This is a genomic window from Kitasatospora sp. HPM-01-4 (assembly GCF_051374625.1).
Lineage (GTDB): Bacteria > Actinomycetota > Actinomycetes > Streptomycetales > Streptomycetaceae > Kitasatospora.
Window position 1 is genome coordinate 3,902,344 of record NZ_JBPQGP010000005.1, and the last position, 26,990, is coordinate 3,929,333.

At 71.6% G+C, this 26,990-nt stretch carries 30 protein-coding genes; 25 read left to right on the plus strand and 5 right to left on the minus strand.

Annotation, left to right across the window (positions count from 1 at the left end):
• Positions 1-94: 94 nt before the first annotated feature.
• From ACSMTC_RS16775 to ACSMTC_RS16795, 5 genes are all read right to left on the minus strand, one after another.
• On the minus strand, positions 95-910 hold the full coding sequence (locus ACSMTC_RS16775) for an SPDY domain-containing protein (protein WP_436560501.1): 816 nt from the start codon (positions 908-910) through the stop codon (positions 95-97).
• A 168-nt stretch (positions 911-1,078) separates the two neighbouring features.
• Positions 1,079-1,642 carry a hypothetical protein gene (locus tag ACSMTC_RS16780; RefSeq protein WP_436560502.1) on the minus strand — a complete coding sequence of 188 codons (564 nt, stop codon included), beginning with the start codon at positions 1,640-1,642 and terminating at the stop codon, positions 1,079-1,081.
• Positions 1,643-1,661: 19 nt separating this feature from the next.
• Positions 1,662-2,495 carry an SPDY domain-containing protein gene (locus ACSMTC_RS16785; RefSeq protein WP_436560503.1) on the minus strand — a complete coding sequence of 278 codons (834 nt, stop codon included), beginning with the start codon at positions 2,493-2,495 and terminating at the stop codon, positions 1,662-1,664.
• A 117-nt stretch (positions 2,496-2,612) separates the two neighbouring features.
• A complete protein-coding gene (locus ACSMTC_RS16790) occupies positions 2,613-3,488 on the minus strand; it encodes a hypothetical protein (protein ID WP_436560504.1) in 876 nt (291 codons plus the stop codon).
• 459 nt (positions 3,489-3,947) lie between these two features.
• Entirely contained in the window at positions 3,948-4,721 is a 774-nt protein-coding gene (locus ACSMTC_RS16795) for a DNA-methyltransferase (RefSeq protein ID WP_436560505.1), read from the minus strand.
• A gap of 722 nt (positions 4,722-5,443) precedes the next feature.
• On the opposite strand from ACSMTC_RS16795, the gene ACSMTC_RS16800 reads away from it, so the two are divergent.
• The 25 genes from ACSMTC_RS16800 to ACSMTC_RS16920 all read left to right on the plus strand — a co-directional run bounded on the left by ACSMTC_RS16800 (position 5,444) and on the right by ACSMTC_RS16920 (position 26,961).
• Entirely contained in the window at positions 5,444-6,601 is a 1,158-nt protein-coding gene (locus tag ACSMTC_RS16800) for a C40 family peptidase (protein WP_436564710.1), read from the plus strand.
• A 98-nt stretch (positions 6,602-6,699) separates the two neighbouring features.
• On the plus strand, positions 6,700-7,023 hold the full coding sequence (locus ACSMTC_RS16805; RefSeq protein WP_436560506.1) for a DUF6112 family protein: 324 nt from the start codon (positions 6,700-6,702) through the stop codon (positions 7,021-7,023).
• The gene (locus ACSMTC_RS16810) at positions 7,023-7,727 is read left to right on the plus strand and encodes a hypothetical protein (RefSeq protein WP_436560507.1); all 705 of its coding nucleotides are present in this window, start codon (positions 7,023-7,025) and stop codon (positions 7,725-7,727) included. Before ACSMTC_RS16805 ends, ACSMTC_RS16810 begins: the two co-directional genes overlap by 1 nt.
• Before the next feature lie 83 nt (positions 7,728-7,810).
• Entirely contained in the window at positions 7,811-9,235 is a 1,425-nt protein-coding gene (locus tag ACSMTC_RS16815; RefSeq protein WP_436564711.1) for an SCO6881 family protein, read from the plus strand.
• Positions 9,236-9,304: 69 nt separating this feature from the next.
• The gene (locus ACSMTC_RS16820; RefSeq protein ID WP_436564712.1) at positions 9,305-10,759 is read left to right on the plus strand and encodes an SCO6880 family protein; all 1,455 of its coding nucleotides are present in this window, start codon (positions 9,305-9,307) and stop codon (positions 10,757-10,759) included.
• Positions 10,760-10,773: 14 nt separating this feature from the next.
• On the plus strand, positions 10,774-11,217 hold the full coding sequence (locus ACSMTC_RS16825; RefSeq protein WP_436560508.1) for a DUF6238 family protein: 444 nt from the start codon (positions 10,774-10,776) through the stop codon (positions 11,215-11,217).
• 15 nt (positions 11,218-11,232) lie between these two features.
• Entirely contained in the window at positions 11,233-12,741 is a 1,509-nt protein-coding gene (locus ACSMTC_RS16830) for an ATP-binding protein (protein WP_436564713.1), read from the plus strand.
• 96 nt (positions 12,742-12,837) lie between these two features.
• Positions 12,838-13,644: a hypothetical protein gene (locus ACSMTC_RS16835; protein WP_436560509.1), complete on the plus strand. Its 807-nt coding sequence runs from the start codon at positions 12,838-12,840 to the stop codon at positions 13,642-13,644.
• A 50-nt stretch (positions 13,645-13,694) separates the two neighbouring features.
• On the plus strand, positions 13,695-14,096 hold the full coding sequence (locus ACSMTC_RS16840; RefSeq protein WP_436560510.1) for a hypothetical protein: 402 nt from the start codon (positions 13,695-13,697) through the stop codon (positions 14,094-14,096).
• Positions 14,097-14,110: 14 nt separating this feature from the next.
• A complete protein-coding gene (locus tag ACSMTC_RS16845) occupies positions 14,111-14,875 on the plus strand; it encodes a hypothetical protein (protein WP_436560511.1) in 765 nt (254 codons plus the stop codon).
• 525 nt (positions 14,876-15,400) lie between these two features.
• Complete coding sequence (locus tag ACSMTC_RS16850; RefSeq protein WP_436560512.1) at positions 15,401-16,198, plus strand: hypothetical protein; 798 nt, start codon at positions 15,401-15,403, stop codon at positions 16,196-16,198.
• Positions 16,199-16,451: 253 nt separating this feature from the next.
• Positions 16,452-16,709, plus strand: coding sequence for a hypothetical protein (locus ACSMTC_RS16855; protein ID WP_436560513.1), 258 nt, complete (start codon positions 16,452-16,454; stop codon positions 16,707-16,709).
• 209 nt (positions 16,710-16,918) lie between these two features.
• Entirely contained in the window at positions 16,919-17,563 is a 645-nt protein-coding gene (locus ACSMTC_RS16860; RefSeq protein ID WP_436560514.1) for a hypothetical protein, read from the plus strand.
• Positions 17,560-17,862, plus strand: coding sequence for a hypothetical protein (locus tag ACSMTC_RS16865; RefSeq protein ID WP_436560515.1), 303 nt, complete (start codon positions 17,560-17,562; stop codon positions 17,860-17,862). Before ACSMTC_RS16860 ends, ACSMTC_RS16865 begins: the two co-directional genes overlap by 4 nt.
• Before the next feature lie 228 nt (positions 17,863-18,090).
• Positions 18,091-18,687 (plus strand): hypothetical protein, encoded by a 597-nt coding sequence (locus ACSMTC_RS16870; RefSeq protein WP_436560516.1) that lies wholly within the window; start codon positions 18,091-18,093, stop codon positions 18,685-18,687.
• A 15-nt stretch (positions 18,688-18,702) separates the two neighbouring features.
• Positions 18,703-19,155 carry a hypothetical protein gene (locus ACSMTC_RS16875; protein ID WP_436560517.1) on the plus strand — a complete coding sequence of 151 codons (453 nt, stop codon included), beginning with the start codon at positions 18,703-18,705 and terminating at the stop codon, positions 19,153-19,155.
• A gap of 12 nt (positions 19,156-19,167) precedes the next feature.
• Positions 19,168-20,034, plus strand: coding sequence for an SPDY domain-containing protein (locus ACSMTC_RS16880; protein ID WP_436560518.1), 867 nt, complete (start codon positions 19,168-19,170; stop codon positions 20,032-20,034).
• Positions 20,035-20,346: 312 nt separating this feature from the next.
• On the plus strand, positions 20,347-20,778 hold the full coding sequence (locus ACSMTC_RS16885) for a hypothetical protein (protein ID WP_436560519.1): 432 nt from the start codon (positions 20,347-20,349) through the stop codon (positions 20,776-20,778).
• A 221-nt stretch (positions 20,779-20,999) separates the two neighbouring features.
• On the plus strand, positions 21,000-22,763 hold the full coding sequence (locus ACSMTC_RS16890; RefSeq protein ID WP_436564714.1) for a type IV secretory system conjugative DNA transfer family protein: 1,764 nt from the start codon (positions 21,000-21,002) through the stop codon (positions 22,761-22,763).
• 62 nt (positions 22,764-22,825) lie between these two features.
• Positions 22,826-23,659: an adenine nucleotide alpha hydrolase family protein gene (locus ACSMTC_RS16895; protein ID WP_436564715.1), complete on the plus strand. Its 834-nt coding sequence runs from the start codon at positions 22,826-22,828 to the stop codon at positions 23,657-23,659.
• A 118-nt stretch (positions 23,660-23,777) separates the two neighbouring features.
• Positions 23,778-23,951 carry a hypothetical protein gene (locus ACSMTC_RS16900; RefSeq protein WP_436560520.1) on the plus strand — a complete coding sequence of 58 codons (174 nt, stop codon included), beginning with the start codon at positions 23,778-23,780 and terminating at the stop codon, positions 23,949-23,951.
• Positions 23,948-25,108 (plus strand): DnaB-like helicase N-terminal domain-containing protein, encoded by a 1,161-nt coding sequence (locus ACSMTC_RS16905; protein ID WP_436560521.1) that lies wholly within the window; start codon positions 23,948-23,950, stop codon positions 25,106-25,108. Before ACSMTC_RS16900 ends, ACSMTC_RS16905 begins: the two co-directional genes overlap by 4 nt.
• Positions 25,080-25,730, plus strand: coding sequence for a hypothetical protein (locus ACSMTC_RS16910; RefSeq protein WP_436560522.1), 651 nt, complete (start codon positions 25,080-25,082; stop codon positions 25,728-25,730). Before ACSMTC_RS16905 ends, ACSMTC_RS16910 begins: the two co-directional genes overlap by 29 nt.
• The gene (locus ACSMTC_RS16915) at positions 25,727-26,317 is read left to right on the plus strand and encodes a hypothetical protein (protein WP_436560523.1); all 591 of its coding nucleotides are present in this window, start codon (positions 25,727-25,729) and stop codon (positions 26,315-26,317) included. The genes ACSMTC_RS16910 and ACSMTC_RS16915 overlap by 4 nt, the downstream gene beginning before the upstream one ends.
• Positions 26,314-26,961 carry a hypothetical protein gene (locus ACSMTC_RS16920; RefSeq protein WP_436560524.1) on the plus strand — a complete coding sequence of 216 codons (648 nt, stop codon included), beginning with the start codon at positions 26,314-26,316 and terminating at the stop codon, positions 26,959-26,961. The genes ACSMTC_RS16915 and ACSMTC_RS16920 overlap by 4 nt, the downstream gene beginning before the upstream one ends.
• The last annotated feature ends 29 nt before the right edge of the window (positions 26,962-26,990 follow it).

Here is a 26,990-nt window from a genome sequence, read left to right on the forward strand (position 1 = left end):
GAGGGGTGTGGTGGTCAGGTGGCGTTCCGATCATCGTGGTGCCGCTGCGGGGCTGGTCCTGCTCGGCGTCATCGGGTATGCGGTCTGAGGTCGGTCAGCGACGGCGCGCGCCGAGGTCGGCGGTGGAGGGGTAAGCGGCAGCGGTAGGCGCGTCGATGGGTGCTCGCGTGCGGATGCCCTGCTCGGTGTGCTGGGGGCTGCGGCTGCGAGCGGCGAGAACCCGGTGCACGTCCAACGGGGTCGGTGTGGAGGGGAGTTCGGCCAGCTCGGCAGCGCCGATCACAGCGGCGCCGATGGTGAGGTCGCCCAGTTCCGTGACGTTGCGGGTTGCTGGGGCGAGCATCGCGGCGGCGATGGCGTGCATGATCCGGTCGGGGGTGGCGGTGCTGGCGGCAGCGGTCCACCCGTCGTACTCCTCGGCGATGGTGACGGTCCAGAAGCCGTCCTGGCCGGCTTCCTCCCAGTCGCCCGTTCCGCCCCGGGTATCGAGGACGATGCGGTCCTGCGGATCGTGCTCCGAGGCCACCGTCTCCTGTCCCGTCCAGGCGTCCCAGTGGGTGGTCCACGCCGGTGGATGGAACAGCTCGCGCCACTCACGGTCATGGGCTGACCCGTGCAGGCGGGCGCCGGTGTACAGCGTGGAGGCGAGGTCGGTGGTGACGGCCTCGACGATCTCGACGGGTGTCTGGTCGGTGAGGCACACGGTCCACTGGGGAGGCTCGAACGGGGAGTCGTGCACCGCGATCTTCCACATCACGTTGGTGCCGTTTGCAGGCTCGAAGCCGAGCCGGACCCTGCCGTCGGGGGAGACGATGAACTGGTTGCCGCGGCCGTCGTCGAGGCGCACTGCACCGGTGTCGATCAGGGGGCGGATCCCCCGCTCGGTGTCCAGGACGGGCCCGGCGTACATGGCCGGGGTAACGCTCAGCTGCAGCCATGGCTGCTCGCTGGCCTTCTCGGCCCAGTGGGGGTTGGTCGTGGTCAGGGGTTACTCCAGGCGACTGAATGGCTGAGGTGCTGTGCGGCGGTACCCGCAGCGCTCGCGTGCGCGAGCGGGAGTTCTCGCGGCCGGCACCCGCTACCTGCCGCGCGCTGCGGTGGCTCGCTGGGCCTGCGGAACACCGTCGGGGCGTGCGTCCCGCTGGACGCCGCGCACCCGGGATTCCGCCCGGCCTGCGGCGGGGATCGGCGCGGGCGTGGGGGCGCTGAACACCGCGGTGTAGCGGGCGATGGCGTCCCGGATCGGTCCGGGTTCCAGCTCGCCGAAGCGGTGCAGGTCGGCGAGGGCGCGGACGGTGTGTACGAATCCCGGGTTGGGAACCGTCTTGTGTTCGTCGAAGTCGAAGAGGTTGGAGCCGAGTTCGGCCCCGGTGCTGCGCAGCACCACTTGGACGCGGATGCCGCGGTAGGTGTCGCTGCGGATTCCGCCCGGCTCCAGCGCGGCGGTGATGAGGACGTCCGCGCGGCGTGCGAGCTGCTGCCGGCCGGTGGTGATGCCGTCCGGCAGCGGCGCCAGGGTCGTCAGGATTTCAGCGTGATCGACGATGTCGGTTCCTCGGTGACGGTGCGGCCTCGGGTCTGGCCGGGCGGTCGTGTGCCGCCCTGTTGGCCAGTCGGGCTGGGCGGTTGGTACGGGTGACAACTGGTAAGCCCGGGGCAGGTCACCGGGCAGGGCGGGACACTGCGGGCTCTTGGGTAACCGTCGCGGCCGGTGCGACAACGACGGGGGCGCTGCCGGCCGCCTGGACAGCGAGCGAAGCCGTGCGCGCGGCCCGGGCACGCGGGCTGGCCTGCTGCTCACTGGGGACACTGGTGAGGTAGGACAGGACCTCGGGCGCGAGGTCGGTGAGGTACCGCCGTACGGGGGCCGGTGAGGTCATGGATCGGGTGACTGCGGCGATCACATGGAGCGGGGTGCTGTTGGTGAAGTGGGCCTCCCAGTACGCGCGGGTGCCCTTCGGGCCGGCCCAGAGCTTGACGGTCTCGTCGTACGGGCCGAATTCCTTGGCCAGGCCCGTCGGCACGCGCTGGACCTCGAGCCCGGCGAGGCCGCCCGGCGCGGTGAGAGGAATCACGTTGGCCGTGAACTCGCGTTTCCATCCAGCCTGTTCGACGATCCTGGTGGCATCCCTGACGAGGTAGCTACGGCGGTTGAACACCTCTTCCGGGTGCTGCTCGAGGTTTCCGGCGATGGTCTCCAGGAAGGCGCCGACGATCTCGACGGGAGTGTTGCCTCCGAAGCGGGCGAGCCAGTCCGGTGCGTCCATTGGTTCGCGGCTGGCGACGAGCTGCCAGGGGTCCAGGTAGTCGCCCATGAAGGCGACGCGGATCCGGTGGCAAGGGCTGGAGATGAAGAGGCTGCTGGTCTCGGGATCGGTGTGGTGGGGCCAGGCCCGCTTCTCCATGAGCAGGTCGAGGGCGTCGCCGGGCTCGTCTCCGGCTCCGGCCAGGTAGCGGGGGGCAACGTCGATCTGGGTGTCGTGGAGTGTGGGCATTGGCCTCGAGGGGATCGGTTCGGGCGGTCTTCGCGGTGGCGCTCAGCCGAGCCGAGCCGAGCCGGGGCGACCAGCGGGCGGCGCATACCTTCGAGTCGCCTCTGATGGTGATTCGTTTCAGCGTCCGGGACTTGTGGTGTGGCGCGGCTGTGGTGGCGGCGGTGACGGATGTCCCGGACCGGTTCCGCCCGCCCGGGTGCGGGTCGCTGCCGCCTGCGCACGGGAGCCGGTGCTCGGCACGAAGGTGGCGTGGGTGGGGATGGGCCGGAAGGTGAACGACTCCTCGTAGCCGTAGCCGGGATCATTACCGACCCAGGCCGCGTCGATCGTACGGGTCCACTCTTGGACTTCCTGGAGGGTGGCGAAGGCGTGCTCGCTAAGGGAGTACCAGCCGGGGCCGGGCGCGATGTCCGTGGCGTCGAATCCGCGAGCCCAGAAGGCTTGGATGTCGAGGGTGATGGCCTCGTCGACGTGCTGGTGGAAGACGCGGTAGGGCAGGCCCGGATCGGGGGCGTGCTGGTCCAGCGCGAGCACCCACGAGGGAGAGGGTTCCCAGCCGTACGTGAAGTGAGCGAGGACCTCATAGCGTCCTGGCGTGCGCAGTCGTTCCTCGACCTGGCGGGTAGCCGGGCTTGCGGGCTTGGCATACACGCCCCCGGTGTAGGTGACGGCGTCCGGGTCCGCGCCGCGCTCGATGAGCCAGCGCTCCGCGAGCGCGATCATCGGCAGGCTCTCGTACTCAGCGGTGTAGGTGGCGGTGGTCGGGTCGCGTTGGACGTGTGCAGCGACGAACTGCGGGGCGGGCAGGTCCGGGCCAATGCAGACCTCGTCCTGGAACAGGTAGTAGCTGTGCCTCGGTGAGTCACTCGACGGGGCGTGCTGCAATCGCAGGGCCGGGGTGTCGAGCAGGAAGTCGAGCGTATAAACGGCGTGTGCCGCTTCCGGAGTGGCCGGGGCGAAGTCGTCCAAGGCGAACGGGTCGAAGTCGTCCAAGGGATAGGTGTCGATGATGTCCTCGCTTCGGCGAACGGCTTCGTGCTGCCGTCCGAGGCGGTGGGCTGGCGAAGGCGTACCCAGTGGCAGGCAGTTGTGTCAGCGTGTGCAGCCGGGGACCTGCTCCGGGGCGGCGCGGCAGCCGTTCCCGGAGAGCCAGCAGCTCCCATGGCAACGCGCCCGGGGCTGTCCTGCTGGACTGCAGCCGTGCGGGTGCGGGCGGCGCCGGCCCGCGGCGAGCGGCTGACGCCCAGTCGGCTCACGGCGTGGTCGCCCGCCTCGCGGCCAGCGTCGATGATGGCGGCCGTGAGCTGGAGGGACTCGCCGGCATTCCGGTGATGAGTTGCCCATCCGCCTGCCGCTCGCAGGGTTCGGGGGTTGCGGGCCATCACGCCGCCGTTCCTGGTAGGCGGGCCGGGTGGGCCGGGCCGACCGCGGGATGGCGGCCCGGCCCGGCGGTCACGTCCCGTGCGGCTCCGAGTCCGCGGCAGCGGGATCGAGCGTGCCCGAGGCGATCTGCTGCTCGGCCTCGGCGAGGCGGTGTTCGGCAATCTCGGCATAGTGTGAAGTCACCTCGACGCCAACGAAGTTGCGGCCTTCCATAATGGCGGCCACTCCCGTCGAGCCGGAGCCAGCGCAGAAGTCGAGAACGGTCCCGCCGGGCTTGCAGATCTTCACCAGCTCCCGCATCACGCTGACCGGCTTCTGCGTGATGTGGACGCGACCGGACCGGGGCTGCGAGGCGGTGTACAGGCCGGGCAGGTAGACGGGGTGGGCGTCGCCGTCGATGGGGCCCTTGCTGCCCCACAGAACGAATTCACAATTCTGCGTGAAACGTCCCTTTTGCGGTCGTGCGGCGGGCTTGTACCAGGCGAGCGCACCACGCCAGATCCAGCCGCCGGCCTGTAGAGCGTCGCTGGTGGCGGCCAGCTGGCGCCAATCCGTGAAAACGAGTGCGACGCCACCGTTCTTGGTCGCACGATAGGACTCAGCGAGCAGCTGACTCAACCAGTACGTGTAAGAACGCTGGTCCTTGTTCTCGCCGGGGAAATCGGCGAGGGTGTGGGCGGCGTCGGCCGAGGTGTACTTCGCGCGGGCCGTCCGTCCGGTCCTTTCCTGCGTGGTACGCCCGCCCGAATTGTACGGGGGGTCGGTGATGACGCAGTCGACGGAGTTCGAGGGGATCGCGGCGAGCCGGGTGAGGGCGTCGCCCCGGTGGATTTCGTAGGGCAAGGGGCGGGCTGTCCTCCTGGTCGGGGAAGGGGAAGGCAGCCGAATCACGGTCTCCGACCTGGGCGTTGATGCCGTAGGCGGGCGGGTGAAGCGGGCGCTCGGACTGTGCGGATCCGGCTGCGGTGAGGAACCTAGCCCACGTGCGGCTCGCAACCTAAAAAGAGCCACCTCCGACCGTCGCAGAAGATCGTTTTAGGTTGCGAGCCGCACCTCGCCTATCGTCGCCTGCGCCACGGGAAGGTCTGCCGGTCTGGCTGATCTTCGTTTTAGGTCGCGAGCCCTTTCGGACCTACTGTGGGCACCCGGCTGGGACCTTCCCTCCGTTAACCCTGGCGACCATCGTGCTTTTTAGGTCGCGAGCCTCGGAGGCACTAACGTCCTACCGGTCCGTCGCCGGAATATCTCTGATCGGAGCGTTCGCTTCGTTTTAGGTCGCGAGCCTTCGATTCGGTAGCTTCGGTGACCTCAAGCGAATTCCACCTATCCACTCCCGGGGACACCTATGCCCTTTTCGAGATTAGGAGCGCGGCTTGCTGCCGCTCCAGTCGGCCCGCCCTCATCAACAGGAGGGCGGGCCCCTCACCCCGCGCTCGGTCGCATGATCCGACAGGAGACCCCATCATCCGCTCCCTCACCGAACGGACGCCGATTACCAGCTCCCGGCCTCCGGACACCCCCGCCACCGCTCCGGCGGAAGGTGGCGCCCTGGAGACGCGATGAGCCTGAAGAAGGTCGTCGGCCTCGGCACGGCCGGCCTCCTGCTCACACCGTTCGCCGCGGCGTTCCCCGCGCTGGCCGTAGCCGCCAACGACGAGGCCACCAAGGCCACCAGCAGCACCTGCACGTCCGGCACCGGCCCACAGTCTGTGGACACCGCCGCCGTCGCCGCCCAGGTCAAGCTGATCCTGAGCGGAGCCGCGGGACCGGCCGGCTCGGTCGCCGGCCTGGACGCCCCGAGCATCCAGATCCCCAACGCGAAGACGATCGTGGCGACCGGCATCGCACTGAAGGTCCCGGCTCGCGGTCAGACCATCGCGCTGGCAACCGCCCTGCAGGAGTCGGGACTTCGCAACTTGTCCTCCGGGGACCGAGATTCGCTCGGCCTCTTCCAGCAGCGCCCGTCACAGGGCTGGGGCACGGCCGAGCAGATCCAGGACCCGGTCTACGCCTCCACCAGCTTCTACAAGGCCCTGCTCAACGTCTCCGGCTGGGAACAGCTGCCGCTGACCCAGGCCGCGCAGAAGGTCCAGGCGTCCGGCTTCCCCGACGCGTACGCGAAATGGGAGGGCCTGGCGAGCGCCCTTCAGCAGTCCATCTCCCAGACTCTGTCCGGGAGTTCGCCCCCAGGCGGCTCCCCTTCCCCGACCGCGACCCCCGCACCTTCGCCCTCTTCGGGCGGGTGCGGAACCGGCGCGGGAACGGGGACGGACTGGGGCACTATCCCCCCGGGCGTCCTGCCCGCCGGCTACCAGATCCCCACCGACGCTCCGCCCGCCGTCCAGAACGCGATCAAGTTCGCGCTCGGCCAGTTGGGCACGCCCTATCAGTGGGGCGGCGACTGCACCGCACCACATGGCCCGGACCCGCTGGCCAGGTGTGACTGCAGCTCGCTGATGCAGCAGGCGTACAAGGCCGGCGGCGTGACGCTCACGCGCACGACCTACACCCAGGTCAGCGAGGGCACCGCCGTGTCGGTGGACGCCTTGCGCCCCGGCGACCTGCTGTTCATCGAGCCCGGCCCGCAGGGCCCAGAACACGTGGGCATGTACATCGGCCAGGGCCTCGTGGTTCACGCGCCGAAGACCGGCGACGTGGTCAAGATCTCCACGCTCGACTCCTGGAAGGCGGGCATTATCGCCGCCCGCCGAGTCGCCACCTGACGGCAACTGCTCTCCGTCTCAGCGCACTTCGCGCATTCTACCCCTCCCTCGCGCGGCCCGGCCGCGCACCTTCCCGCCCCTCTAGCCGTGGAGTGTGATTGCTCACCTACCTCGCCGCTTCCGCCGCCACGACCCAGCAGCTGGCCTTCGACCCCGGCATCACGCCCAGCCAGGGCGGTCTTCCCGGCCTGGACGTCCTCAAGTCCACCGTCGGCTCGATCAACTTGTTCGCGATCATCGCGGTGGTCGGTGCGCTGTGCGTCAGCGGCATCGTCTGGGCCTGGGGCCACCACACGGGTTCGCACGGCAGCGAACAGAAGGGCAAGCAGGGCGCGCTCGTAGCGGCCGGCGCGGCCCTCCTGCTGGGCGCCGCCAACGGGATCGTGTCCTTCTTCAGCGCGGTTGGGACCAACGTCCACTGATGCTCAAGTCGTCCTCGCCGTTCACCGGGCAGTCCGCGCTGCTGCGCCGGCTGCTGATCGGCCTGGGCGTGCTCGTGGTCGTCGCCCTGCTGGCCGGGCTCACCGCCCGGCTGGCGGGCGGCGGCCACCGCACCCCGAGCGCCGCCAACTCCCCCTCCGCCCATGCCGTTTCGACGCGTTCCGCTCCGCCATCGCCGCGAACCGACGCCAGCCCCTCGGTCGGCCCGACCGCCAGCACCGCCCCCGTCGTCGCCGCTCCGCCGCACACCAGCGACCCGATCGCGTTCGCGAAGGCGTTCACCGCGGCGCTGTGGACCTACGACACCCGCACCGCGACCCAGCCGCAGCAGCTCGCCGGCCTGCGCGCGTGGTTGACCGGCGAGAGCCAGTACGCCGACCCGGACGCGCTCGCCGCGCAGGTCCCGGACCCGACCCTGTGGGACCGGATGCGCGACAACGGCCAGTTCGCCGTCGGCGAGGTGGCCGAGGCGCACCTGCCCGCCGCCTGGCAGCAAGCCATCGGCCAGGACCCGACGCAGCTGACCGTCGCCTACATCTACGCGGTCACCGTCACCGGCAAGCAGACCGTGACCTGGCGCGACGGCGGCCGGGGCGCCGAGGACCGTTCCCTCACCCTGGCCGTGCAGTGCCGGCCGGGCCGCGACTGCGCGCTGGCCTCCATCGCCACCACCGTCTACCCCTGACCTTCCCCATCGGTCCCAACCAGAGGAGCTGATCGCCCATCGGCTTTTGTGATCTTCCCGGCTCCGGCCTGCTCTGCGACGTCATCGTCGGCGGCGTCAGCGACTCGGTCACCGACTCCATCGGCAAGTGGATCGCCAAGTCGGCCGGCGACCTCGCCAAGAGCTCCGTCGACCTCGCCTCCCGCGCCGTCGACAAGACCACCAGCATCGACTTGTCCGCCGAGTGGTTCCGCACCAACTACGCCACGATCCTGCCGATCGCGCTGACGATGCTGGTGATGACCTTCATCTTCCAGCTGATCAGGGCGGCCTGGCGCAGGGACGGCCAGGCACTCGGCCAGGCCGTCACCAGCACCGTCTCGGCGACGCTGTTCGCGATGTGCGCGAGCATCTTCACCGGTGTCGCGATCGTGATCGTGGACGCCCTGTCGCGGGGGCTGTTCCAGATCGCCAACACCAACATGGACGACGCGGTCCGGCGGATCGTCCGGGTGTCGATGATCAGCGTCACGTCACCCCTCGGCTGGGCCATCCCCGCACTGGTCGCGCTCGGCTGCGCGGCCGGAGCGATCCTCTACTGGGGAGCGATGGTCCTGCGCAAGGTCACGGTCCTCGTGCTCGTCGTGCTTGCCCCGTTCGCGGCGGCCGGCGGCGCCTGGGAGCCGACCCGCGACTGGCGACGCAAATGGGTCGAAGCCACCGCCACCGTCGTCTTCAGCAAGCTGATCATGACGGTGATCATGCTGGTCGGCGTCTCCGCCCTCGGCGAGAGCAACACCAAGGACGGCGTGCAGGCGCTCTCGGACATCATCTCCGGCTTGGTCATCATGGCGCTGGTGCTGCTCAGCCCGATGGCGCTCTACAAGTTCGTGCACTGGGCCGGTGACGGTGGGCAGAGCCACGACCTGCACCGCTCGACCGCGGCCGGCCTCCAGGCCGGCGCCGCAACCGCCCAGAAGGGTGCCCGGATGGCCATGACCGCGGCCAGCGGCGGCGCAGGCGCCGCGGCGATGGGCGGCGGCGCCGCGGGTGGTGCGGCGATGGGCGGCGGTGCCCCGCAGGGCCCCGCGCAGGTTCCCGGCCAGGACAGCCCCGCCGGTGACAGCAGCACCAACTCCGGCGGCGGCGAGTCCTCCCCGTCGCAGAGCACCTTCCGGTTCCCCGGCACGTCCTCCGGCAACGGCGGTGACGCGATCAGCCAACCGCTGATCACCCGGCGCGGCTCGCGCAGCGGCGGCGACCAGGGGCAGCCCCTGATCTCCCGGGCCCCGGCCTCCGGCCAGCAGCCCGGAACGCCCACCGAGGGGTCAACGACCAAGGCGAGCAGCGCCGTTACCGCCGCCACCGCAGCGGGCGGGTCCAGCGCACCGCAGATCGTCCTCGGCGCCGCGCGGACCACCGGCTCAACCTCCTCAGGTGGGCGAGCAGAAACGTTTCCCTCTGCCGCCGCCGGTCCCGCCTCCGCACCGACCACCCCCGTCGGTTCGTCCACCCCGCCCACCTCCTGACCGCCACCGGCCGGGGCCGCCCTCCGCCCGGGCCCCGGCCGGCCGCCTCCCTCACCGAAAGAGTCGCCCCTGTCGGCCTCCGAACTCCCGACCGTCCGGTTCCCCAGCCGATCCCGCCGCGGCGTGCTGCTCGGGCTCAGTGCCGCCCAGCTCACCGTCGTCGCCACGGCAGGCGCCCTGCTCCTGGCGACCATGGTCGCCACCGGACTGGCCGGCGCCGCCCTGGCCACCCCCGTCTGGGCACTGGCCGCCGCACTCGTCCTCGTCCGCGTCCACAGCCGCTCCATCGCCGATTGGTCCCCTATCGCCACCCGCTACTACCTGCGCCGTGCCAAGGGCCAGCTCGTCTGGCTCGCCCGCCCCTCCACCCGGCCCCGCCGTGACGGCCTCCTCCACCTGCCCGGCACCGAGGCGAGCCTGCGCGCCGTCACCTCGCCGGACGGCACGCTCGGCGCGGTCCACGACCCGCAGAAGAACACCCTCACCTCCGTCATCCGTGTCAGCTCTCGCGCGTTCGCGCTGCTCGACCCGCCGACCCAGTCCGCCAACGTGAGCGCCTGGGGCCGGTGCCTGGCCTCGCTCGCCCGCACCGGCTACATCACCACCGTGCAGGTCATCGAGCGCACCGTCCCGGACAGCGGCGACGCCCTGCAGCGCTACTGGGCCGAGAACGGCCACCCCGAGGCGACGGTCGCAGGACCCGTCTACGAGGATCTGCTCGCCGCCGCGGGACCGACCGCCGCGCCGCACGAGAGCTACATCGCGGTCAGCCTCGACCTCAAGGCGGCCCGCCGCCTCATCGGGGAGGCCGGCGGCGGCCTGGTCGGCGCCTTCACGGTGCTTGCCCAGCTGGTCCCCGGCTTCGAGCAGTCGCTGCGCAACGCCGGTCTGAACCCTGGCGGTTGGCTGACCACCGGGGAGATCGCCGCCGTGATCCGCAGCGCCTACGACCCGAAGGCCCTCGCCCACCTCGAGCAGTGGTCCGAGACCGGCCAGCCCACCGCCGACCCGGCCGCCGCCGGCCCCGTCGTCGTCGTCGAGGAACCCACCCGGCTCACCACCGACACCGCCTGCCACGCGGTGTACTGGATCGAGCAGTGGCCTCGCTCGGAGGTCGCCCACAGCTTCCTCCACCCCCTGGTTTTCGCCGGCGGAGCCCGCCGCACGCTCTCCCTCACCTACGGCCCGCAGGCCCTCGACGCCGCGCTCAAGGCGGTGCAGCGCACCAAGGCCAGCATCATCGCCGACGCCGCCGAGCGCGTCCGCAAGGGCCAAGTCGACTCCGAGGCCGACTCGATGGAGTACGCGGACGCCAAGCAGCACGAGCGCGAGCTGATCAGCGGCCATGCCGACGTCGACCTGACCGGCCTGGTGGTGGTCTCGGCCGACACCCCCGAGGAACTGCGCCGTTCCTGCGCCTCCATCGAGACCGCCGCCGCCGGCACCGGCCTGGACCCGCGGCTCCTGCGCTGGCAGCAGGCCGAAGCCTTCGCCCAGGCCGCCCTGCCGCTCGCACGCACCTGACGGGAGGCCCCGCCGTGCACCACCCGCCCACCGGCGACCACCGCCTGCTGCGCTTCGCGACCGCCGGCCTCGACGTCCACCACCACACCGCCCTCCCCGAGCAGGAGCCCGTCTCCCGCGCCGAGTTGGACGCCCTGCACGCCCACTGCGTCGCGCTGTTCGCCCTGCTCGACACCCACACCGGCACCACCAGGCCCCACGCTCCGGCCGAGGCCGACCACCTCCACGCCGCCCGCATCCGCGTCTGGCAGACCTGCGAGGCGCTCCACGGCGCCTACCATCGCGCCCCGCGCGCCGACGGACGCCGCCCCACCCGCGAGGCGTGCGCGCTGCGACTGCCGGAAGGGGCACCGGACATGGCGATCTGCCAGCGCCACACCATCACCGCCGGCCGCGTTCGCCGCATCGCCACCCCCTCCGAGCTGCGCGGCACCCCCACTGCCTCCTCCCGCACCTGATCTGGAGAAACGTTCCTGCGCTCCGCCAGTGCCACCCCCCTGTTCACCCCGACCCGCTCAGACCGCGCCGCCCGCCGCCAGGCCAAGCGCGACCTCGCCGCCGCCCGCCGCACCGCCCGCGAGGCCGGCCAGCCCCACCGTCCGAAGAACCGCCGCGAGGAGAACGCCGAACTCCTCCCCACCTACCCAGTCTCCGGCCGGCCCGGCCCGGCCTCCCTGCGCGGTGGCAAGCTGCGGCTGCCGGCACACCGGATGACCACCGCGACCGCCAGCGCGGCCTACCCCTTCCTCGCCGAGGGCGGCCTCGGCTCCTCGGGCGTCCTGATCGGCCGTGATGTCCATGCGGAAGCCTCGTTCGTATTCGATCCTTTTGCCCTGTACGGACGAATCGAACATTTCACCAACCCGAACTGCCTGATCGCCGGCGTCATCGGCCAGGGAAAGTCGGCGCTGGCGAAGTCAATTGCCTTGCGGAGTACGGCCTTTGGCTACCGCGTCTACGTGCCATGCGACCCGAAGGGCGAGTGGTCGTCCGTCTCAGAGGCGATCGGCGGGACCACCATCGCCTTGGGCCCGGGACTGCCCGGCCGGCTGAACCCGCTGGATGCCCCGCCCCCGCCGGCGGGCGTGGATCCGGCCGACTGGGCTGGCGAGGTCCGCAAGCGCCGGCTTCTACTGCTCGGCTCGTTGGCGCGCACCGTGCTGCACCGGGATCTGCACCCGATGGAGTACACCGCGCTCGATGTCGCCCTGGACGCGGTCGTCACCCGCACCGAGCAGACCGGCCAGGTGCCGCTGCTCGGCGACGTCGCCGCCGTCCTCGGGCAGCCAGCCGTCCTCGACGCCGCGCTCGGCGACCCCACCCGCCGGGTCGGCGCCGCCGCCCAGGACCTCTCCCACGCGCTGCGCCGACTGGTTCTCGGGGACCTCGCCGGGATGTTCGACGCCCCGTCAACCGCAGCCTTCGATTCGCGCAGCCCGATGCTGACGATCGACCTGTCCAGGCTCGGCTCCACCGGCGACGACACCGCGCTGGTCCTCGCGATGACCTGCGCGTCAGCCTGGATGGAGGCCGCGCTCAGCGACCCCTCGGGAGGTCGCAGGTGGGTGATCTACGACGAGGCGTGGCGCGTCATGCGGCACGCGGCGCTGCTCGAACGAATGCAGAGCCAGTGGAAGTTGAGCCGCGGGTTGGGCATCGCCAACATGCTGATCATCCACCGGTTGTCCGACTTGCTCAGCGCCGGTGACGCCGGATCGCGCACTCGCGCACTCGCTGAGGGCCTGCTGACCGACTGCGCGACGAGGATCATCTACCGCCAGGAGGCTGATCAGCTGACCGCCACCGCCGGCCTGCTCGGCCTGAGCGGTGTGGAGACCGCTGCCATCGCCCAGCTGGGCAAGGGCCGCGGGCTGTGGCGGGTGGCCGGGCGAAGTTTCGTTGTTCAACATCTGCTCCACCGAGCCGAGTTGAGCCTCTTCGACACCGACGCACGGATGCACGAAAGCCGGACCGCGGCGTGAGCGTCACCACGTGACCGCAGGCACCTCCGGCAGTCGGCGACTCGGCCCCGGACGGAGATGACGACGAAGTCATCGTCTCACGGACCGATGCTTTCCGTGGCTGCAACTCACAGAACATGCCGAGGACTTCTGCCTCCGGCCGGTGACGGCCAGCCGCTCGCCCCGCGCCGCATCTTCTCCGTCTGTTCCCGTCCGGTCGACCGTCTAGGAGCGTTCATCGCCCACGTCACCATCGCTCACCTGCCCGACCGGGACACCGTCGTCGCCGACCCGCCCGACCGGCGCAGCGCGTACTGGCTCGAACAGGCCGGCTTCATGCGCGACGACGCGCTGCAGCTGCACCGCATCCGCCGGGACACCGACGCCTCGACCACGCGGCGGCAAATCCTGGAGGCCGAGCGGCTGGTCACCGTCGCCGGCTACGGCTTCACCCGGGTGTACAGCAAGGACGAGCAGCGCCGCCGCGTCGAGGCGGTGCCGCCCAAGTTGCGCTCGGATTCGCCGGAGCCGCGGACTCTGGGTGACCGCACCGTCTGGGTGCACCTGGTCAGCGACGATCTCGACAACGGTCACCTGGTGCTCCACGCGCACCACCGGGCCCCCGAAGGTGCGCTCGAGATGCTCGTCGACTACCCGGGCGCTGGGGAAGCGGCTGTGTTCTACACGGAGCCGGGCAGCAGGCACTACGGGCCGGACCGCCACCCCAGCCTGGCCGCCGCCCGCGAGGCGTGGGCCAGGCTGGGCTACGAGGCCGACCCGCCCGAGCCCGGCATCCGGCGGGCCGCCGCCCGGCGGACGTCCCCGCTGCTGCTCGGCCGCCCTGGCCCGCTTCCGCCCGCGCCACCGCGCGTTGCCACCCCCGCTCCGTCCCGTACCTCGGGCTCCAACCTCTCCCCGTTCTGATCGTCGCTAGCCGCGCCAACTCCACCTCTCTGACTACCTCTTGGAGACACATGCCGACCATGACCCTCACCCGCCAGGACGCCCGCCTGGAGGCTGCCCTCGGCCAGAGCCTCACCTCCCTCGTCGCCACCGAGGCGCGGGCTGACGCGGCAACCTCCCGCGTGATCGAGACGCACCGCGCGCTGGTCGCGGCCGAGACCGCGGTGTCCTTCCAGCGGGTCCGGCTGATCAACATCGCCGCCGCCAAGCGCCGGGTCGACGACGGCGTCCTCGACGAGCTGGACGCGCAGCTGGAGAAGCTGGAGGTGGCGGCCGAGGAACGTGACGCGCTGGAGGCCGACCTCGTGCGGCTCCTTCAGGAGCGCGAGGAGGAGACGAAGCGGCAGGCGGACCAGGTCGCCGCCGTTGCGGTTCCCGTCGTGGTCGTGCAGGGCGCGGCCCGCCGCCGCTGACCCGGAGCCCAGAGATGTCCGTACCCACGAAAGCCGACGCCGCCGGCTCGGTCGCGTTCGGCTGGACCTTCGACCACGGCGAGTTCGCCGTGCTGACCGGCCGGGTGCCGCAGAAGGCGCGCGATGTCCTCTACGAGGCGGGATTCTGGTACTGGGCTGACGAGTTGGACGGCTGGCACCAGCGCCCGAGCGTCGAGCGGGACGATCAGATCCACAACGCCGCTCAAGCCATCGACCAGCTGGTGAAGGCGAGGTTTCCGGTCACGAACTGGCACCGGCCCGAGCAGCGCAACGCCGACTTGGTCGAGCACTACCGGTGGCTGCTGGACGGCGGCCCGTTCCCGGACGCCGCCATCACGGCCGCCAAGGCCCGCACGGTCATCTCCGATGCGCTTGCCGCCGGCCACCTCGGCGCGCGGGATCGCGACGCTGCCGAGCAGGTGGTGTCCGGCGCCCTGGTGGTGGAGGCGATGAGCGCCGACTTCGACGGCGTGCAGTGGTGGCTGGCCAGCGACCCCGCGGAGGATGACCTGCACTCGTGCGTGTGGCTGCGCTACGAACCCAGTGCCGGTCGCCTCGACGTCACCGACTACTACGCCTCCTTCGCCGGAGCCGAGGCCCGCCGGGACTTCCGGGTGACGATGCTGCGGGACACGACCGTGCCGACCACTGCCCGGGCGGAGGCCGCGCGGCCGTCGCGCCGCCTGCGGATGTCCGCCGCCCCCTCCACTCCGCCCCTGCCCCCGGGGCCCGCATCCGGCCGAGCAGCTTCCCGCTGACCCCGTCGAGACAGCCAGCGCTGCCGTCTCGCCCTCGGCGGCGCGTGACGGCTCCGCCACCTCCGATCAGGCCCGCCCCGCGGTGCCGGTCCCACCTCCGCCGGCACCGGCCACCCGCCGCTGACCGCGTCCACCCCCTGCCCCGAGGAGCAGCGCATCACCCCCGAGCACGTCTCCATCACCCGCGACCCGCAGTACGGCGTCGTCGCCGACGTCGGCCCCGACGCCTCGCCGACCGCCCACACCCTGCTCGCCCGCGCCGGGTTCCGTCAGCTCGACGACGGGCGGCACGCCCTCGACCCGGCGACCGAGCAGAACGTCTTCCTACACGCACGGCAGACCGTCGCCGCACTGCGCCGTGGCGGAGTCAAGGTCAGCGCCGACCCCGCCTTCGACTACAACGAGGCGACCCGGCCCGTCCTCGACAGCCCGGCCGCCCGCGCCGCCGGCCCCGGTGCCGTCGTTCAGGCCAGCGCCCAGCGCCAGCACGACGTGCACATCGGCCGGCACCCGCGGCTGGGTATCGTGGCCACCAACCCGCACAGCCACCAGCAGGCCGCGTTCGCGCTCGCCGAGGCCGGCTTCGTACGCACCCGCGAGCACCCCAGCCTCTACGTCCTGGACGAGCCCGAGTACGAAGGCGTCCAGCGGGCCACCACCGCCGTCTCCACGCTGCGCGGCCAGGGCCTGCGGGTCGCCACCGACCTGGCCTTCGAACCGCTGGGCGGCCCGTACGAGAGCACCGACCCGTTCGCCACCCGACTGATCGAGGCGATGGACCGCACCCCACCCTCGCCCGCCGTGTCGCCGCGTGCCGCCACGGCCGAGGACCCGTTCGCCACCCGCGTGTTCAAGGCTCCCGACCTCGGACCCGTCACACCGGCCGCGACGACCGATCCGTTCGACACCGTCGTCCACCCTCCGGCCCGGCCGAGCCGCGACGAGCGGCGCGCCGACGCCCTGCTGCACGACCGCGCAGCGATGACCGCCGAGATCGCCTCCCGACTGCGGGCCATCGAGGAGCAGGTGCGCGCCGACCCCGGCAGCGTCGACCTGGCCCGCGTCGAGGCGGTGATTGGCGAGGCCACCACGGTTCTCGCCGGGGCCGGCAAGGACCTCGCCGCCGTCGCCGCCACTCCCGCCCCGCCGGCCGCCCGCACGAGCGCACCGGCCAGCCCCCGCGCCCGCGCAGCACTCGCTACCAGCGGCCGGGTCCGCACCGCCGCCGCCCTGCACGCCACCGGCGCCGCCGCCACTGCCGCGTCCGCTCAGGCCGTCGACCCGCGGATCGCCTGGGCCGCTGGACACACCAACTCCCGCTGATTGAAGGAGAATTACCCTGGCCGTCAAGAAGAACTGGACCGTCGAGCACGACTGCGGACACGAGGTCGACCACGATCTGTCCGCCCGTCCCGCCGACAAGCGCGCCGGCTACGCCCGCTGGCTGGCGACCCGCTCCTGCCGCGACTGCTGGCTGGCCGAGCGCAAGGAGGACACCGCCGAGCGCGAGGCGTGGATCGCCGCCCGCCGCGCCGAGGAGCAGCAGGCAGCCGCCGAGTGGGCCGGCCGCTTCGAGATGCCCCCGCTGGAGGGCCCCGAGCGTGCCATCGCGTGGGGCGAGCGCTGCCGGCACCAGCTGGTGACCGCCTCGTACGAGGCGCTGGTGGTCGAGGGCGTGGTCGCTGAGGAGGACTGGCTGGCCGTCGAACGGCAGCTGCGCACACTGGACAAGGCGTCCTGGTGGATCGATCAGCGTGAGAGTGCGCCGGCCGACCTGCCCGAGCTGGCCGCCGCCGCCACCAGCGCCGACCGCGTCACCGAGAACCCGAACTGACCACCGACCCGTCTGCTCGACGACCCCAGCCCCCGACCTTCACCAGCGTTCTCAACCGCTTCGACCTCTCCCAGGAAGAGCTCGCCCAGACGGCGGCTTGGGCACTGCGCAAGCTCCGCCAGCCCCTGCTCGACGACCCCGGCGCTGGCAACCGAGATGTCCTCGCCGGGCTCGTCCCGGTCGTCAAAGAGCTGACCCGCACCATCGGGTTGGTCGCCGAGGAAGCCGACTTCCAGCAGCATCCCTCCGCCTCTGGCCTGGCCCAACAGCTCTACCAAGCCAAGTGGGACAGCGACCAGCTGGGCGCCCGGCTGCAGGCGGTCGACATCCGCCTTCGCGCCATCAGCGGCGACAATTCTGCTGGCCTGGCCCGCCTGCGCGAGACCGGCGACATGCCAGAGCTCCCCGTCCCCGCCACCGAGTCGGTGGCGGGGACGGATCCGGCGGCAGGTGTACTAGCCCTGATCGACCGGTTGAAGGGCACCGAGTCCGTCCAGGAAGCAGGTCCGCTCATCGCCGCGGTGTTCACCGCGGACACCGGTGTGCTCGCGCGCGTGCAGGAATTCGCCGAAGCGGGCGCCGAGTGGGTCCGTGACAACGCCCCCGACAGCGGCCTCGAACTGCACGACTGGCTGGACGAAGCGTCAGCAGACCTCCACCAACTCGCCGAAACCCTCGCAGACGTCCCGGCCTACTTCACCACCCTGACGGTCGAGCACCAGCCCGCCTGCGATCGAGCGAACGCTGCCCGCTCCACTTCGACTCCCAGGCCGCTCCCGGCCCAAACCCGCCCGACCACCCCACCACCGGCGGCACCCGTGCCGCCCAACACGCCTACCCGGAGGCTCATTTGACAAACGCCGACCTCGTCCTCGCCGCCGGACACCTGCAGAAGGTGACGGAGCAGTTCCAGAAGACCTTCTCCGAGAAGGAGGCCCGACGCCTCCTGTACGAGCTGCGGGATGTGGGCGACGGCGGTGTCTTCGGAGCGCTCAGCAAGCTGCTGACCTCGGTCGCCGTGACCCCGTGCAGCTGCACTCCGGCGCACAAGCTGGGCGAGCAGATGCTCGACCGGTTGTGGGATCTGAACCACGCGATGGAGGAGACCCAGCTCGCCCTTGACGACCCGGACGCCCCGGTAGACACTCCGTGACCGCCGCTGCCCGGCGGTCACCGGTGCGCCTGCCGGCTACCCGCGATGCGGCACCCAGGCGTGGTCGTCCGGCCTCAGTGTCCAGCCTCGCTGTCCAGGTGCTTCGGTGGGAGTACGACCACGGCGGCACCACAACGGCGCGGGGCGGGGCGCAGGACGACGCCCGCCCCAGCCTCCCGTCCCCGCCGCCGGCTGCGGTGACGGCAACTCCCGTAGCGGGAGGGTGAGGTGCACCCGACGATCTCGCGGTACGCCTCCACCTCCGACCTGCTCGCCGCCGTCACCGCAGCCGCTGCCCTCCACCAGGCCCGTCCCCGCCTGATCGACGCCTGGCGCCCTGTCGAGGACCTGCCCGTCCCCGAGCAGGAGGCGTTCGCGGCGGAGCTGGCCGCGCACCTGCCGGATTCGACCCATCCGGCCTCGGCCCTGCGCAACCGGCTGGTGTGGCAGTGCACCCTTCGCACCGATCCCGATGCCGCCGCCCCCTCGGACCACCACTTCCGCGAGACTGCGCGGCGCATCCTGGCCGCCACCGGGATCGCCTCCGAGGACGGCCCGGCCTCGTGCCGGTGGGCGTTGCTGCGAGTCGGGGACCACGAGGTTCGGCTCGTCGCCCCGCTCGCCCGGCCCGACGGCACAATCGCGGACACCGGCCGCGACCGCTCCCTGGCCCTTGCGGTGTGCCACCTCGCCCAGACTCGCAGCACCGGCCTTCAGGGACGCCCGCGCGCGGCGCTGGCCGGCAGCACCGGCCACCATCCCGGGCTTCTCACCGCCCACCCGCCAGTCACCACCACCACGGCCCGCCCCGGCCGGCGCCCGTAGAAAATGGACCGCCCGTTGCCCGAGACCCGCACCACCAGGACCCTCGACGTCGCCAACGACGCCATCGCCCGCGCCAGCCGGGCCCTGGCCGAAATCACCGACCTCGCCCCCTTCCTGACCGCTCACGAGGCGGCGGAGGTCCTCCAGGGGCTGACGCTGATGCCAGGGACCGCCCACCAACTCGCGGGCACGATCTCGGAGATCGGGCGGCAGGTCGCCCAGGAGTACGGTGAGCGCCCGCCGCTGTGGGAGCCGCTGCTCATGGAGGCCACGGCGATCTCCGCCGCCGCCTTTCGCACTGCCGCCACCTCCGACGCCATCGCCGAGGCCGCGGACGAGACCACGCGCAGCCGGGCCGCCACCGCGCAGTCCCCAGCGCTGCGGGCAGCTGGCACCGGCGCCTCGGTCCACTACGCCCCGGCCGCCGCCCCTCCACACTCCCGCATCGTTGAACCGCCCCACCGTTGACCTTGGAGCTCCATGCCCACCACTCCAGACGAGCTCCTCGTCCACCCGCGCTACCTGGCGGGCGCCGGGGAGATCGCCCGCGTGCTCCAGCCCGTCGTCCAGGTCCACGGCTGGCCGTACGAGAACAACCCCGCCGGCAACAGGGTCGCGGCTACCAGTCCGTGCGGCCGGATCGAGGTCCTCGCCGAGCACGCCGTCTTTCACCTGTGGAAGATCAGCATCCGGACCCGCCCCGGCGACGCCCAACCGCTATGGCAGGCCACCTTCACCAAAGAGACGCCGGCCGAGATCGTCGGCGCGCTCGTCCAAGCCCTGGCCGCCGACCGGTACGTGGCACCCGAGGAGATCGTCGCCGAGTGGCCCGGCCACCCGAGTGTCGCCTGGCGCCCCCTCCTCACGGCTGGATGGACGGCCTCCGACCGGACCGGTGTGCGCCTCGCAGACGGGAACGGCAGCACCGTCACAGTTGACGCGCCCGGCTCCGAAGGTATCTCCACCACAGCCGTCGACGGCATCCGCATCACCTCACCGGACGGTACCGCCACATTCGAACAGTCTCCCTCGCCGGACCACTGCTTTTCCGGCGGCTACGTCGGCCATTGGATGATCAACGTCCAGTTCGGCCCGAACTGGACGGACCACTGGAACGCGGTTCTGACTGCGGCCACCCCGGTGCGGTACCTGAACATGCTCACGTCCGCCGTTGCCGACCCTACGCCCGTCGTACGCGCCCGCGACCAGATCAGCAGCGCCACCCGTGCCGCAGCCACCATCCGCACCGTGCCGCCGTCGAGGAACTCGAACCAGTTCCGCGTACTTGAGACCGAGATGGCCACGCTCAACCCCCGCCACCCCTACCAAGGACACCCACGCCGCTGACCTGGAAGGACCCCTCTGTCCGAACCCGCCCCCCCGATCGTCTTCACCCGCTTCCCGCTCCGCGAGGGCTCCGCCACCACCGGCAGCGCCTGGACCCAGGCCCCCGACCTGGCCAGCCGGGTCCTCCTCGCCCGCGCGGGCTTCCTCAACGACGGCCCCGGCCCGATCTTCACCGCAGAGCACGCCATCTTCAGCGACGTCGACCAGCGCATCCATCTCGCCGAGCAGCTGCTCGGCGACGCCGGTTACACCACCCAGGTCGTCCCTCCGCTCCGTCGCAGCCCGCCCGAAGCTTCCCTTAGCGGAAGGGATGTGGCCTACATCCAGTCCCGGTTGCTGGCGGCCACAGCCCAGGTCCACCGGGCCGACACTGCGGATGACGTCACCTCCGTGGTCCTCATGGTGATGGACCCCGAGGTCGGGCTGCTGGATCGGCTCACGGCGTTTCTCGACACCGCCTCGCAGCGCCTCGACGCCCTCGCCGAAGTGGACCTCCTGCCCGCCCGACCGCCCATGGCCGCCGCGCTGCAGGCCGCTAGCGCCCAGCTCACCACGGTGGGCTACCTCCTCGCCGAGGCTGACCTGGCCCGGCCCGAGGAATCCGCCGAACAGCCAACCGTTCCGACCGCCGCCCGGGCGTCCGCCGCCCTCGCCCGCACGGCACCGGCCGGCCCCCCGCCCACCGCCACGCCGAACCCCGCGCCTGCGCTGGCCGCCGGCTCGGTCCGCGGAGCGGCACGGTGACCCGGCCCGCCCCAACTACGCCCCCGTCAAAGGCCCCCACCGCCCGACGCTGAGCACGCCGCACCCCCGCCGGCTGATCGCCCGCCGGCCACCGGGCTGATCACCCACGTCTCGGGCTTCCGTCCCGCAGTGATCGCCACCCGGCTCCCCGCCCGCTCCGGGCCCCCTGCCGCAGCACACCCCGGCCCGGCAGGCCACCATCCCCTGCAAGGACCGCACTTCTGCCCGCCTCCCCCAAATCCCCTTCCACAAGCCCCGGTTCGGACGCCCTCCTCTACGCGATCCTCTGTGCAGGCATCGCAGTTGCTGTCTTCGGCTCCCTCGCCTGGCTCGGCGGGAACGCCGCCACCGCCGCGACCACCGCAGCCCCGTGGGCGCCGTACCAGCCGGTCGACGCAGCCCTGCACCCCGACCGGCTCTTCCCCCATCTCAGTCCGCTCCTCCTGCTGATCAGCACCCGGATCGCACCGGCGCTGATCTCCCTCGCCCTGGCCGCCACCGGACTGCTGCTGTGGTCCAAGCACCGCAGCAAGCCGACCGGCCTCGCGGGTCGCACCGATCTCGCCCCGCTGCTACCGGCGGAGATCACCGCCAAGGCCCGCGACCTGCGGCCCAGCCTGTCCAAGGCCAAGCCGCGCGAGATCCGCCCGGACGACACCGGCATCCTGCTCGGCGACCTCGCGCCCAACGGCCCCGAGGTCCGCTCGAATTGGGAAGACGTCGCGGTCGCGATCATGGCGCCGCGCTCCGGCAAGACCACCTCCATCGCCGTCCCCGCGATCCTGCGCGCCCCCGGCCCGGTGCTGCTCACCTCGAACAAAGCGGCGCGCGATGCCTACACCGCCTGCTTGGAAGCCCGCTCCGAGGTCGGCCGGGTCTGGACCATGGACCCGCAGCAGATCGCCCACACGCCACAGGCGATGTGGTGGGACATCCTCTCCGACGCGAAGGACCTGCCGGGCGCACGGCGACTGGCCGGCCATTTTGTTGCCGCAGCTGTTGACGAGTCGTCGCAGGGCGATTTCTGGAGCACCGCTGCTCAAAATACGCTCTGCGCCTTGTTCCTGGCGGCGGGTTGCGACCGCCGACCGATCACCGATGTCCTCAAGTGGCTCGCGGTGCCGAGCGACCGCACCCCGGTCGACATTCTCCGCGACCACCGGATGATCGCCATCGCCGACCAGCTCCAGGGCACGGTCTCCGGTGCGGTTGAAACCCGTGACGGCATTTATGAAACCGCCCGGCAATATGCGGCCTGCCTCCTGGACCCGCAGATCTCGAAGTGGGTCACGCCGAACCCCGACCTGCCGGAGTTCAAGCCGGAGGAATTCGTCACTCGCAGGGACTCCCTGTTCCTTCTGTCCAAGGACGGCGGCGGCTCCGCGAGTGCGCTGATCGCAGCTGCCGCAGACTCCGTGATGCGCACCGCGGTCATCGAGGCCGAACGCGCCGGAGGCCGCCTCGACCCACCCCTCCTCGCCATTCTGGACGAGGCCGCGAATGTCTGCAAAATCGGCGACCTGCCGGACCTCTATTCCCATCTGGGGTCTCGTGGTGTCATCCCGATCACCATTCTCCAGTCCTACCGCCAGGGCCAGAAGGTCTGGGGCGAGGCGGGCATGGACGCTATGTGGAGCGCGGCCACCATCAAACTGGTGGGCTCGGGAATCGACGATGCCGATTTCGCCGATAAATTGTCCCGCCTAGTCGGCGACCACGATGTGGAGACGGTTTCGCATTCCACGTCGGAATCCGGCCGGTCCACCTCGGTCAGCATGCGCCAGGAGCGCATTCTCCCGCCCGATCAGATCCGTGCCCTGAAAAAGGGGTCGGCCCTTCTCTTCGCGACCGGCCTGCGCCCCGCACTGCTGACCCTGCGCCCCTGGTACAAGGAGCCCGGTGCCGCCGAGGTGGGTGCGGCGTCCTCTCGGCAGACCGCGTTGATCACCGAGCGTGCGATGGCCAAGGCCGGTGGTGCCGAATGAACTACACCACCGAACCGGCTACTCGAATCCTTTCACTCGGCGCCGGAGTGCAATCCACGACGCTGCTTTTGCTGTCAGCGCTTGGCGAGCTCCCGAAACTCGATTACGCCATTTTCTCTGACACCGGCTGGGAACCGTCCAAGGCCTACCTGCACCTGGATGAGGTTGAGCGCCGGATCGCCCGTCCGGCGAACATACCGATCCTTCGGGTCTCCTCCGGGAACATTCGTGAGGACGCACTCGATCCGGCTCACAGGTTCGCGTCTATGCCACTGTACATTCTCAACCAGGACGGCAGTCCGGGAATGACGCGACGCCAATGCACGGGCGAATATAAGATTAAGCCGATAAAGCGGCAGGTTCGCCAGCTCCTAGGGTATCCACATCCCGTACGCGTTCCCCGCGGTGTGTACGCCGAGCAGTGGATCGGCATCAGCACGGATGAATTTCATCGAGCCAAGGACGCTGATGTCAAGTACACGCGCCACACCTTTCCTCTGCTGGATCTCGGAATGTCTCGCGACGACTGCCTCAAGCTGCTCGCCGAGCACGGATGGGGGTCCACTCCCAAGAGCAGCTGTCTCGGCTGCCCATTCCACGGAAATGCCCAGTGGCGGGATATCCGTGACAACTCTCCCAAGGAGTGGGCGGACGTCGTGGAATTCGATGCCGCGATCCGGGCCGGTAACGCCAGGGCGAACGCCGATGGAAGGCCGCTGCTGGGGCAAGCATATCTGCACCGCTCCCGGCTTCCGCTCGACCTCGCGCCGATCGACAAGCTCACCCGGGCGGAGACCCGCGCCCAGCAGCTGCAACTGGACCTGGACGAGGAGGAGCTGGAGAACGGCTCGGATGCCGGCTGCTCCCCCTTCTCCTGCCGAGGCGACGCTGCCTGACCTCCCACCTGCCCGGCGGGCCTCCCGCGCACCGTCTCCTGACCTCTTCGCACCTGCGTGCACCACCGGGCGCCCCCGGTGAACGGACTCATCCTTCCTTCTGCTCAACGGAGTTGACATGAGCGACGATCCCCTCGGCTTCCTGCCGATCACTCGGACCGGCGGGGGCTGGCACCTGTCGATAGGCGCCGGCCAGGTACCGCTCCGCGACGAGGCGCTCGTCGAAGACCTGGACCAGCTGGGCGCCCTGCTGGCCCCGGGCCGCCTCCAGAAGGAGGCGATACCCGAGTGACGCCGGTCAACCGGGACATGAGCCCACAGCTGGAGGCCGAGCAGGCGGTGCTCGGCGCGTGCCTACTCGACCCGGCCCAACTCGGCCTGCTGAAGGAGTGGCTGGGGCCGCGGCACTTCTACCGCCCCGCGCACGAGAGCTTCTTCGCGATCCTGCTCGCTCAGCACACCGCCGGCCACCCGGCCCTTGCCCTGGACGCCGGCAACGAGGTGAAGCGCGACTGGGCCATCACGGCCATCACCACGGCCACCCGGGAGGTCCCCGGTTTCAGCGCGAGCTACGGCCACACGCTGATCGCCACTTGCCCCAGGCCATCGCACGCCGCCGCCTACGGACGGATGGTCCTGGAGACGTCGGTGCGCAGGTCCTTGGAGGAACACGCCCATCGACTGCTGCACGCCGCCGAGACCGAGGCGGCCGAGGCCGCCGTCGAGCTGACCGCAGCACTGCACAACGTGATCGCACGCCTTGCCGATGCCTGGGGGACGATCGACCAGCGCTCCCACCAGCCGCTGCCCACCCCGCCCACGCGGCCCGCCGCTTCCAGGGCAGCCGAAACCGCCCGGCACAACGAGCAGCTGCTGCTGTCCAGCCTGGTCAGCTCCGCCGAGCAGATCCCGCAGATCGCCTCCTGGCTCAAGGGCGAGGACTTCGTCGACAGCGGCCACCGCGCGGTCTTCAACGCCATGGCCGCGCTCGCGCACCGGCGCGAACCCGTCGACGAGCTGACGGTGCTGTGGGAGGTCCAGCGACGCGGCGCGCTCGCGGGCGGCGTGATCACCGTGGCCCAGGTGCGCGACCTCTGCTCGGACGGCTTTCCGGGCGATCCCGCCTACTGGGCTGAGCACGTCCTGCGCGCCGCGCTGCTGCGGGCAGCGGCCACCTCAGCAGGAATCGTACGGGTGATGGCGCTGGACGCCTCCATCGCCGCCGGCTCACTGCTCGGGTCGGCCGTGCGGGCCCTCGCGCCCACCGACCACGTGCAGGAACGGCTGCGCTCCGCGGCTTCCACCCCGGCCGCGCGGACCGCACCGGTGGTCCTCGGCGCCGCCCGGCGTAAGGGGGCTGCCCTGAGCCGCAGCCCAGTGCCGCCGGCCACCTCCACCGCCAGGCCCCCCGACCGCACGGGTGAGACCACCGCCCGTCCCCGCCGCTGACCACCGGAGAACCACACTGCCTCCCACCAACCCCCGCGCCCAGTCCGTAGACCGGCTGCGCTCCGCGGCTGACACCATTGACGTCCTCGAGGCCGCGCTCCCGCGCGCCTACCGCGAGGAGGGGCTGCCGGGCCTTGACGAACTGGCCGAGCACACCCGTGCCCTGCGCGACTGCCAGGACGACATGCTGCACCTCGCCGCTGCGCTGCACCACCCGCACGCCCCGACCGCCGACCGGATCGCGGTGCGCTCCCTGACCACGGCGGGCGCGCAGCTGGGCGAGGCGCTCGGCGCGATCGGCCGGGCCACCGCGATGGCCGGCCGGCTCTACGAGGTCGACGGCCTGGGCGGCCGGCGCGCCGACGAGATCCGCGAACGCGGTGCCCAGCAGCTGAACGTGGCGCTGTCCCGGACCCGGCTCGCTCTCCACAGCGCCGCCGAGAACCTGCGCCGCGACGCTGCGGTGCTCACCGGCCCCGCCGCCGCTCTCGCACACCGGCCGGCTCAGCGCGTCCTTGCCGCCACCGCCCGCACCGCCGCCGGGAGGACCGCACGCACGATCGCCTCACCGCCGGTGCCGGTCGGGCAGCGGGCCGCCGCTCTCCCGGGGCGGCGCCGATGAAGCCGCTCGCCACCGCTGGCCCGGCCACCTTCGGCGGTGCCCTGTCCGGCTTGGCCGCCTCCTACCGCAGCGACTTGGAGGTGGTCGCGGGGATGCTGCGCGCCCTGGGCCACAACGCCGCCAGCACCCCGTCCGGTCCGGTTCCCAGCGTCCCGGACCGCAACGCCCTGCTGGAACAGGCCCGCCAGGCGGCGGCGTTCATCCGGCACTGCGGCGACAACGCCGAGCACTACGGGCGCCAGCCGGCCGACAACCCGTCTGCGGCCCCGCTGGCCGAGGCGTACGGCGTCGCGATGAGCCACGCGGCAACCGTCCACCGGCACCTGGGCGCGGCTCTGGACCTCACCATCAAGGTCGCCGTGTCGGCGGCAGCCGAACCGGGCAGCCAGGCCGAGGCACTGCGCCGTCGCCGTACCGAGCACGCCTGCACGGCGCTGGACAACGCCGATCAGTGCGCGGCGCAGGGAGCCGAGGCGGTGCTCGCCCACCTCGACCGGCTCCCGCCCGGTTCAGCCCGTCCTTCGCCCGGCGCGACAGCGCACGTGATCAACTCGCCCGCCACCGCCGCCACCAGGAACCGCCGTTGACCATCAACCCTCCTCCTCCGCCGCCTGCGACCGGGCTCAGCGAGGCTGACCTCGACAGGCTGCGCTCGCTCGCCCAGCAACTGGCGGCCTTCGCGCCGGCGATCCCCGTGCCCGCCCCGCACGAGCCGCTGCCCGAGGTGCGGGACCTGTCCTGGCCGATGGTGCGTCTGCACGAGCTGGTCGCTTCCCCGCTCGATGAGGTGTTCTTCCGGTCGACGAGTGCGAGGCCGGACGCCGGCCTCGGTGTCTTCACGGCCACGACCACCGCTCTGACCTTCGCGCAGGCCAGCCTGGCCAGGGCCGCAAGCCTGCTGTCCGAGCCGGCGCCGGCTCCTCAGGAGCAGACCAGCGCCAGGAGTGCGCTCATCACCGCCCAGCTCACGGTGCGCTCAGCGGCGCTGGCACTGTTCGACGCCGTCGCGGCCACCTCTGATGTCCCCCACGTCACCCACCTCGCCGCCCGTCGCCCGTCGGCGGCGCCGGCCACGGACCGCCCACCGGCGGCAGGGGAGTCGGAGCGCCGGGTGGACGCCGCCCTGCGCCGCTCGCCCGCCCTCGTCCTGGTCTCCCCACCCGCCGAACCCCCCGCAGCGGCGGCCTCCAACTCCCCTCCCGCAACGGTCGTTCCACTGCGCCGCACCTGACCACGACGCCGGCCCGTCCGGCCCTACGA

Excerpts from the sequence above, each read along its gene's own strand:
- ACSMTC_RS16880 (WP_436560518.1), top strand. The coding sequence starts at position 19,168 with ATGCCCACCACTCCAGACGAGCTCCTCGTCCACCCGCGCTACCTGGCG.
- ACSMTC_RS16840 (WP_436560510.1), top strand. The coding sequence starts at position 13,695 with ATGCCGACCATGACCCTCACCCGCCAGGACGCCCGCCTGGAGGCTGCC.
- ACSMTC_RS16855 (WP_436560513.1), top strand. The coding sequence starts at position 16,452 with ATGCCCCCGCTGGAGGGCCCCGAGCGTGCCATCGCGTGGGGCGAGCGC.
- ACSMTC_RS16845 (WP_436560511.1), top strand. The coding sequence starts at position 14,111 with ATGTCCGTACCCACGAAAGCCGACGCCGCCGGCTCGGTCGCGTTCGGC.
- ACSMTC_RS16785 (WP_436560503.1), bottom strand. The coding sequence starts at position 2,495 with ATGCCCACACTCCACGACACCCAGATCGACGTTGCCCCCCGCTACCTG.
- ACSMTC_RS16900 (WP_436560520.1), top strand. The coding sequence starts at position 23,778 with ATGAGCGACGATCCCCTCGGCTTCCTGCCGATCACTCGGACCGGCGGG.
- ACSMTC_RS16775 (WP_436560501.1), bottom strand. The coding sequence starts at position 910 with ATGTACGCCGGGCCCGTCCTGGACACCGAGCGGGGGATCCGCCCCCTG.
- ACSMTC_RS16915 (WP_436560523.1), top strand. The coding sequence starts at position 25,727 with ATGAAGCCGCTCGCCACCGCTGGCCCGGCCACCTTCGGCGGTGCCCTG.
- ACSMTC_RS16810 (WP_436560507.1), top strand. The coding sequence starts at position 7,023 with ATGCTCAAGTCGTCCTCGCCGTTCACCGGGCAGTCCGCGCTGCTGCGC.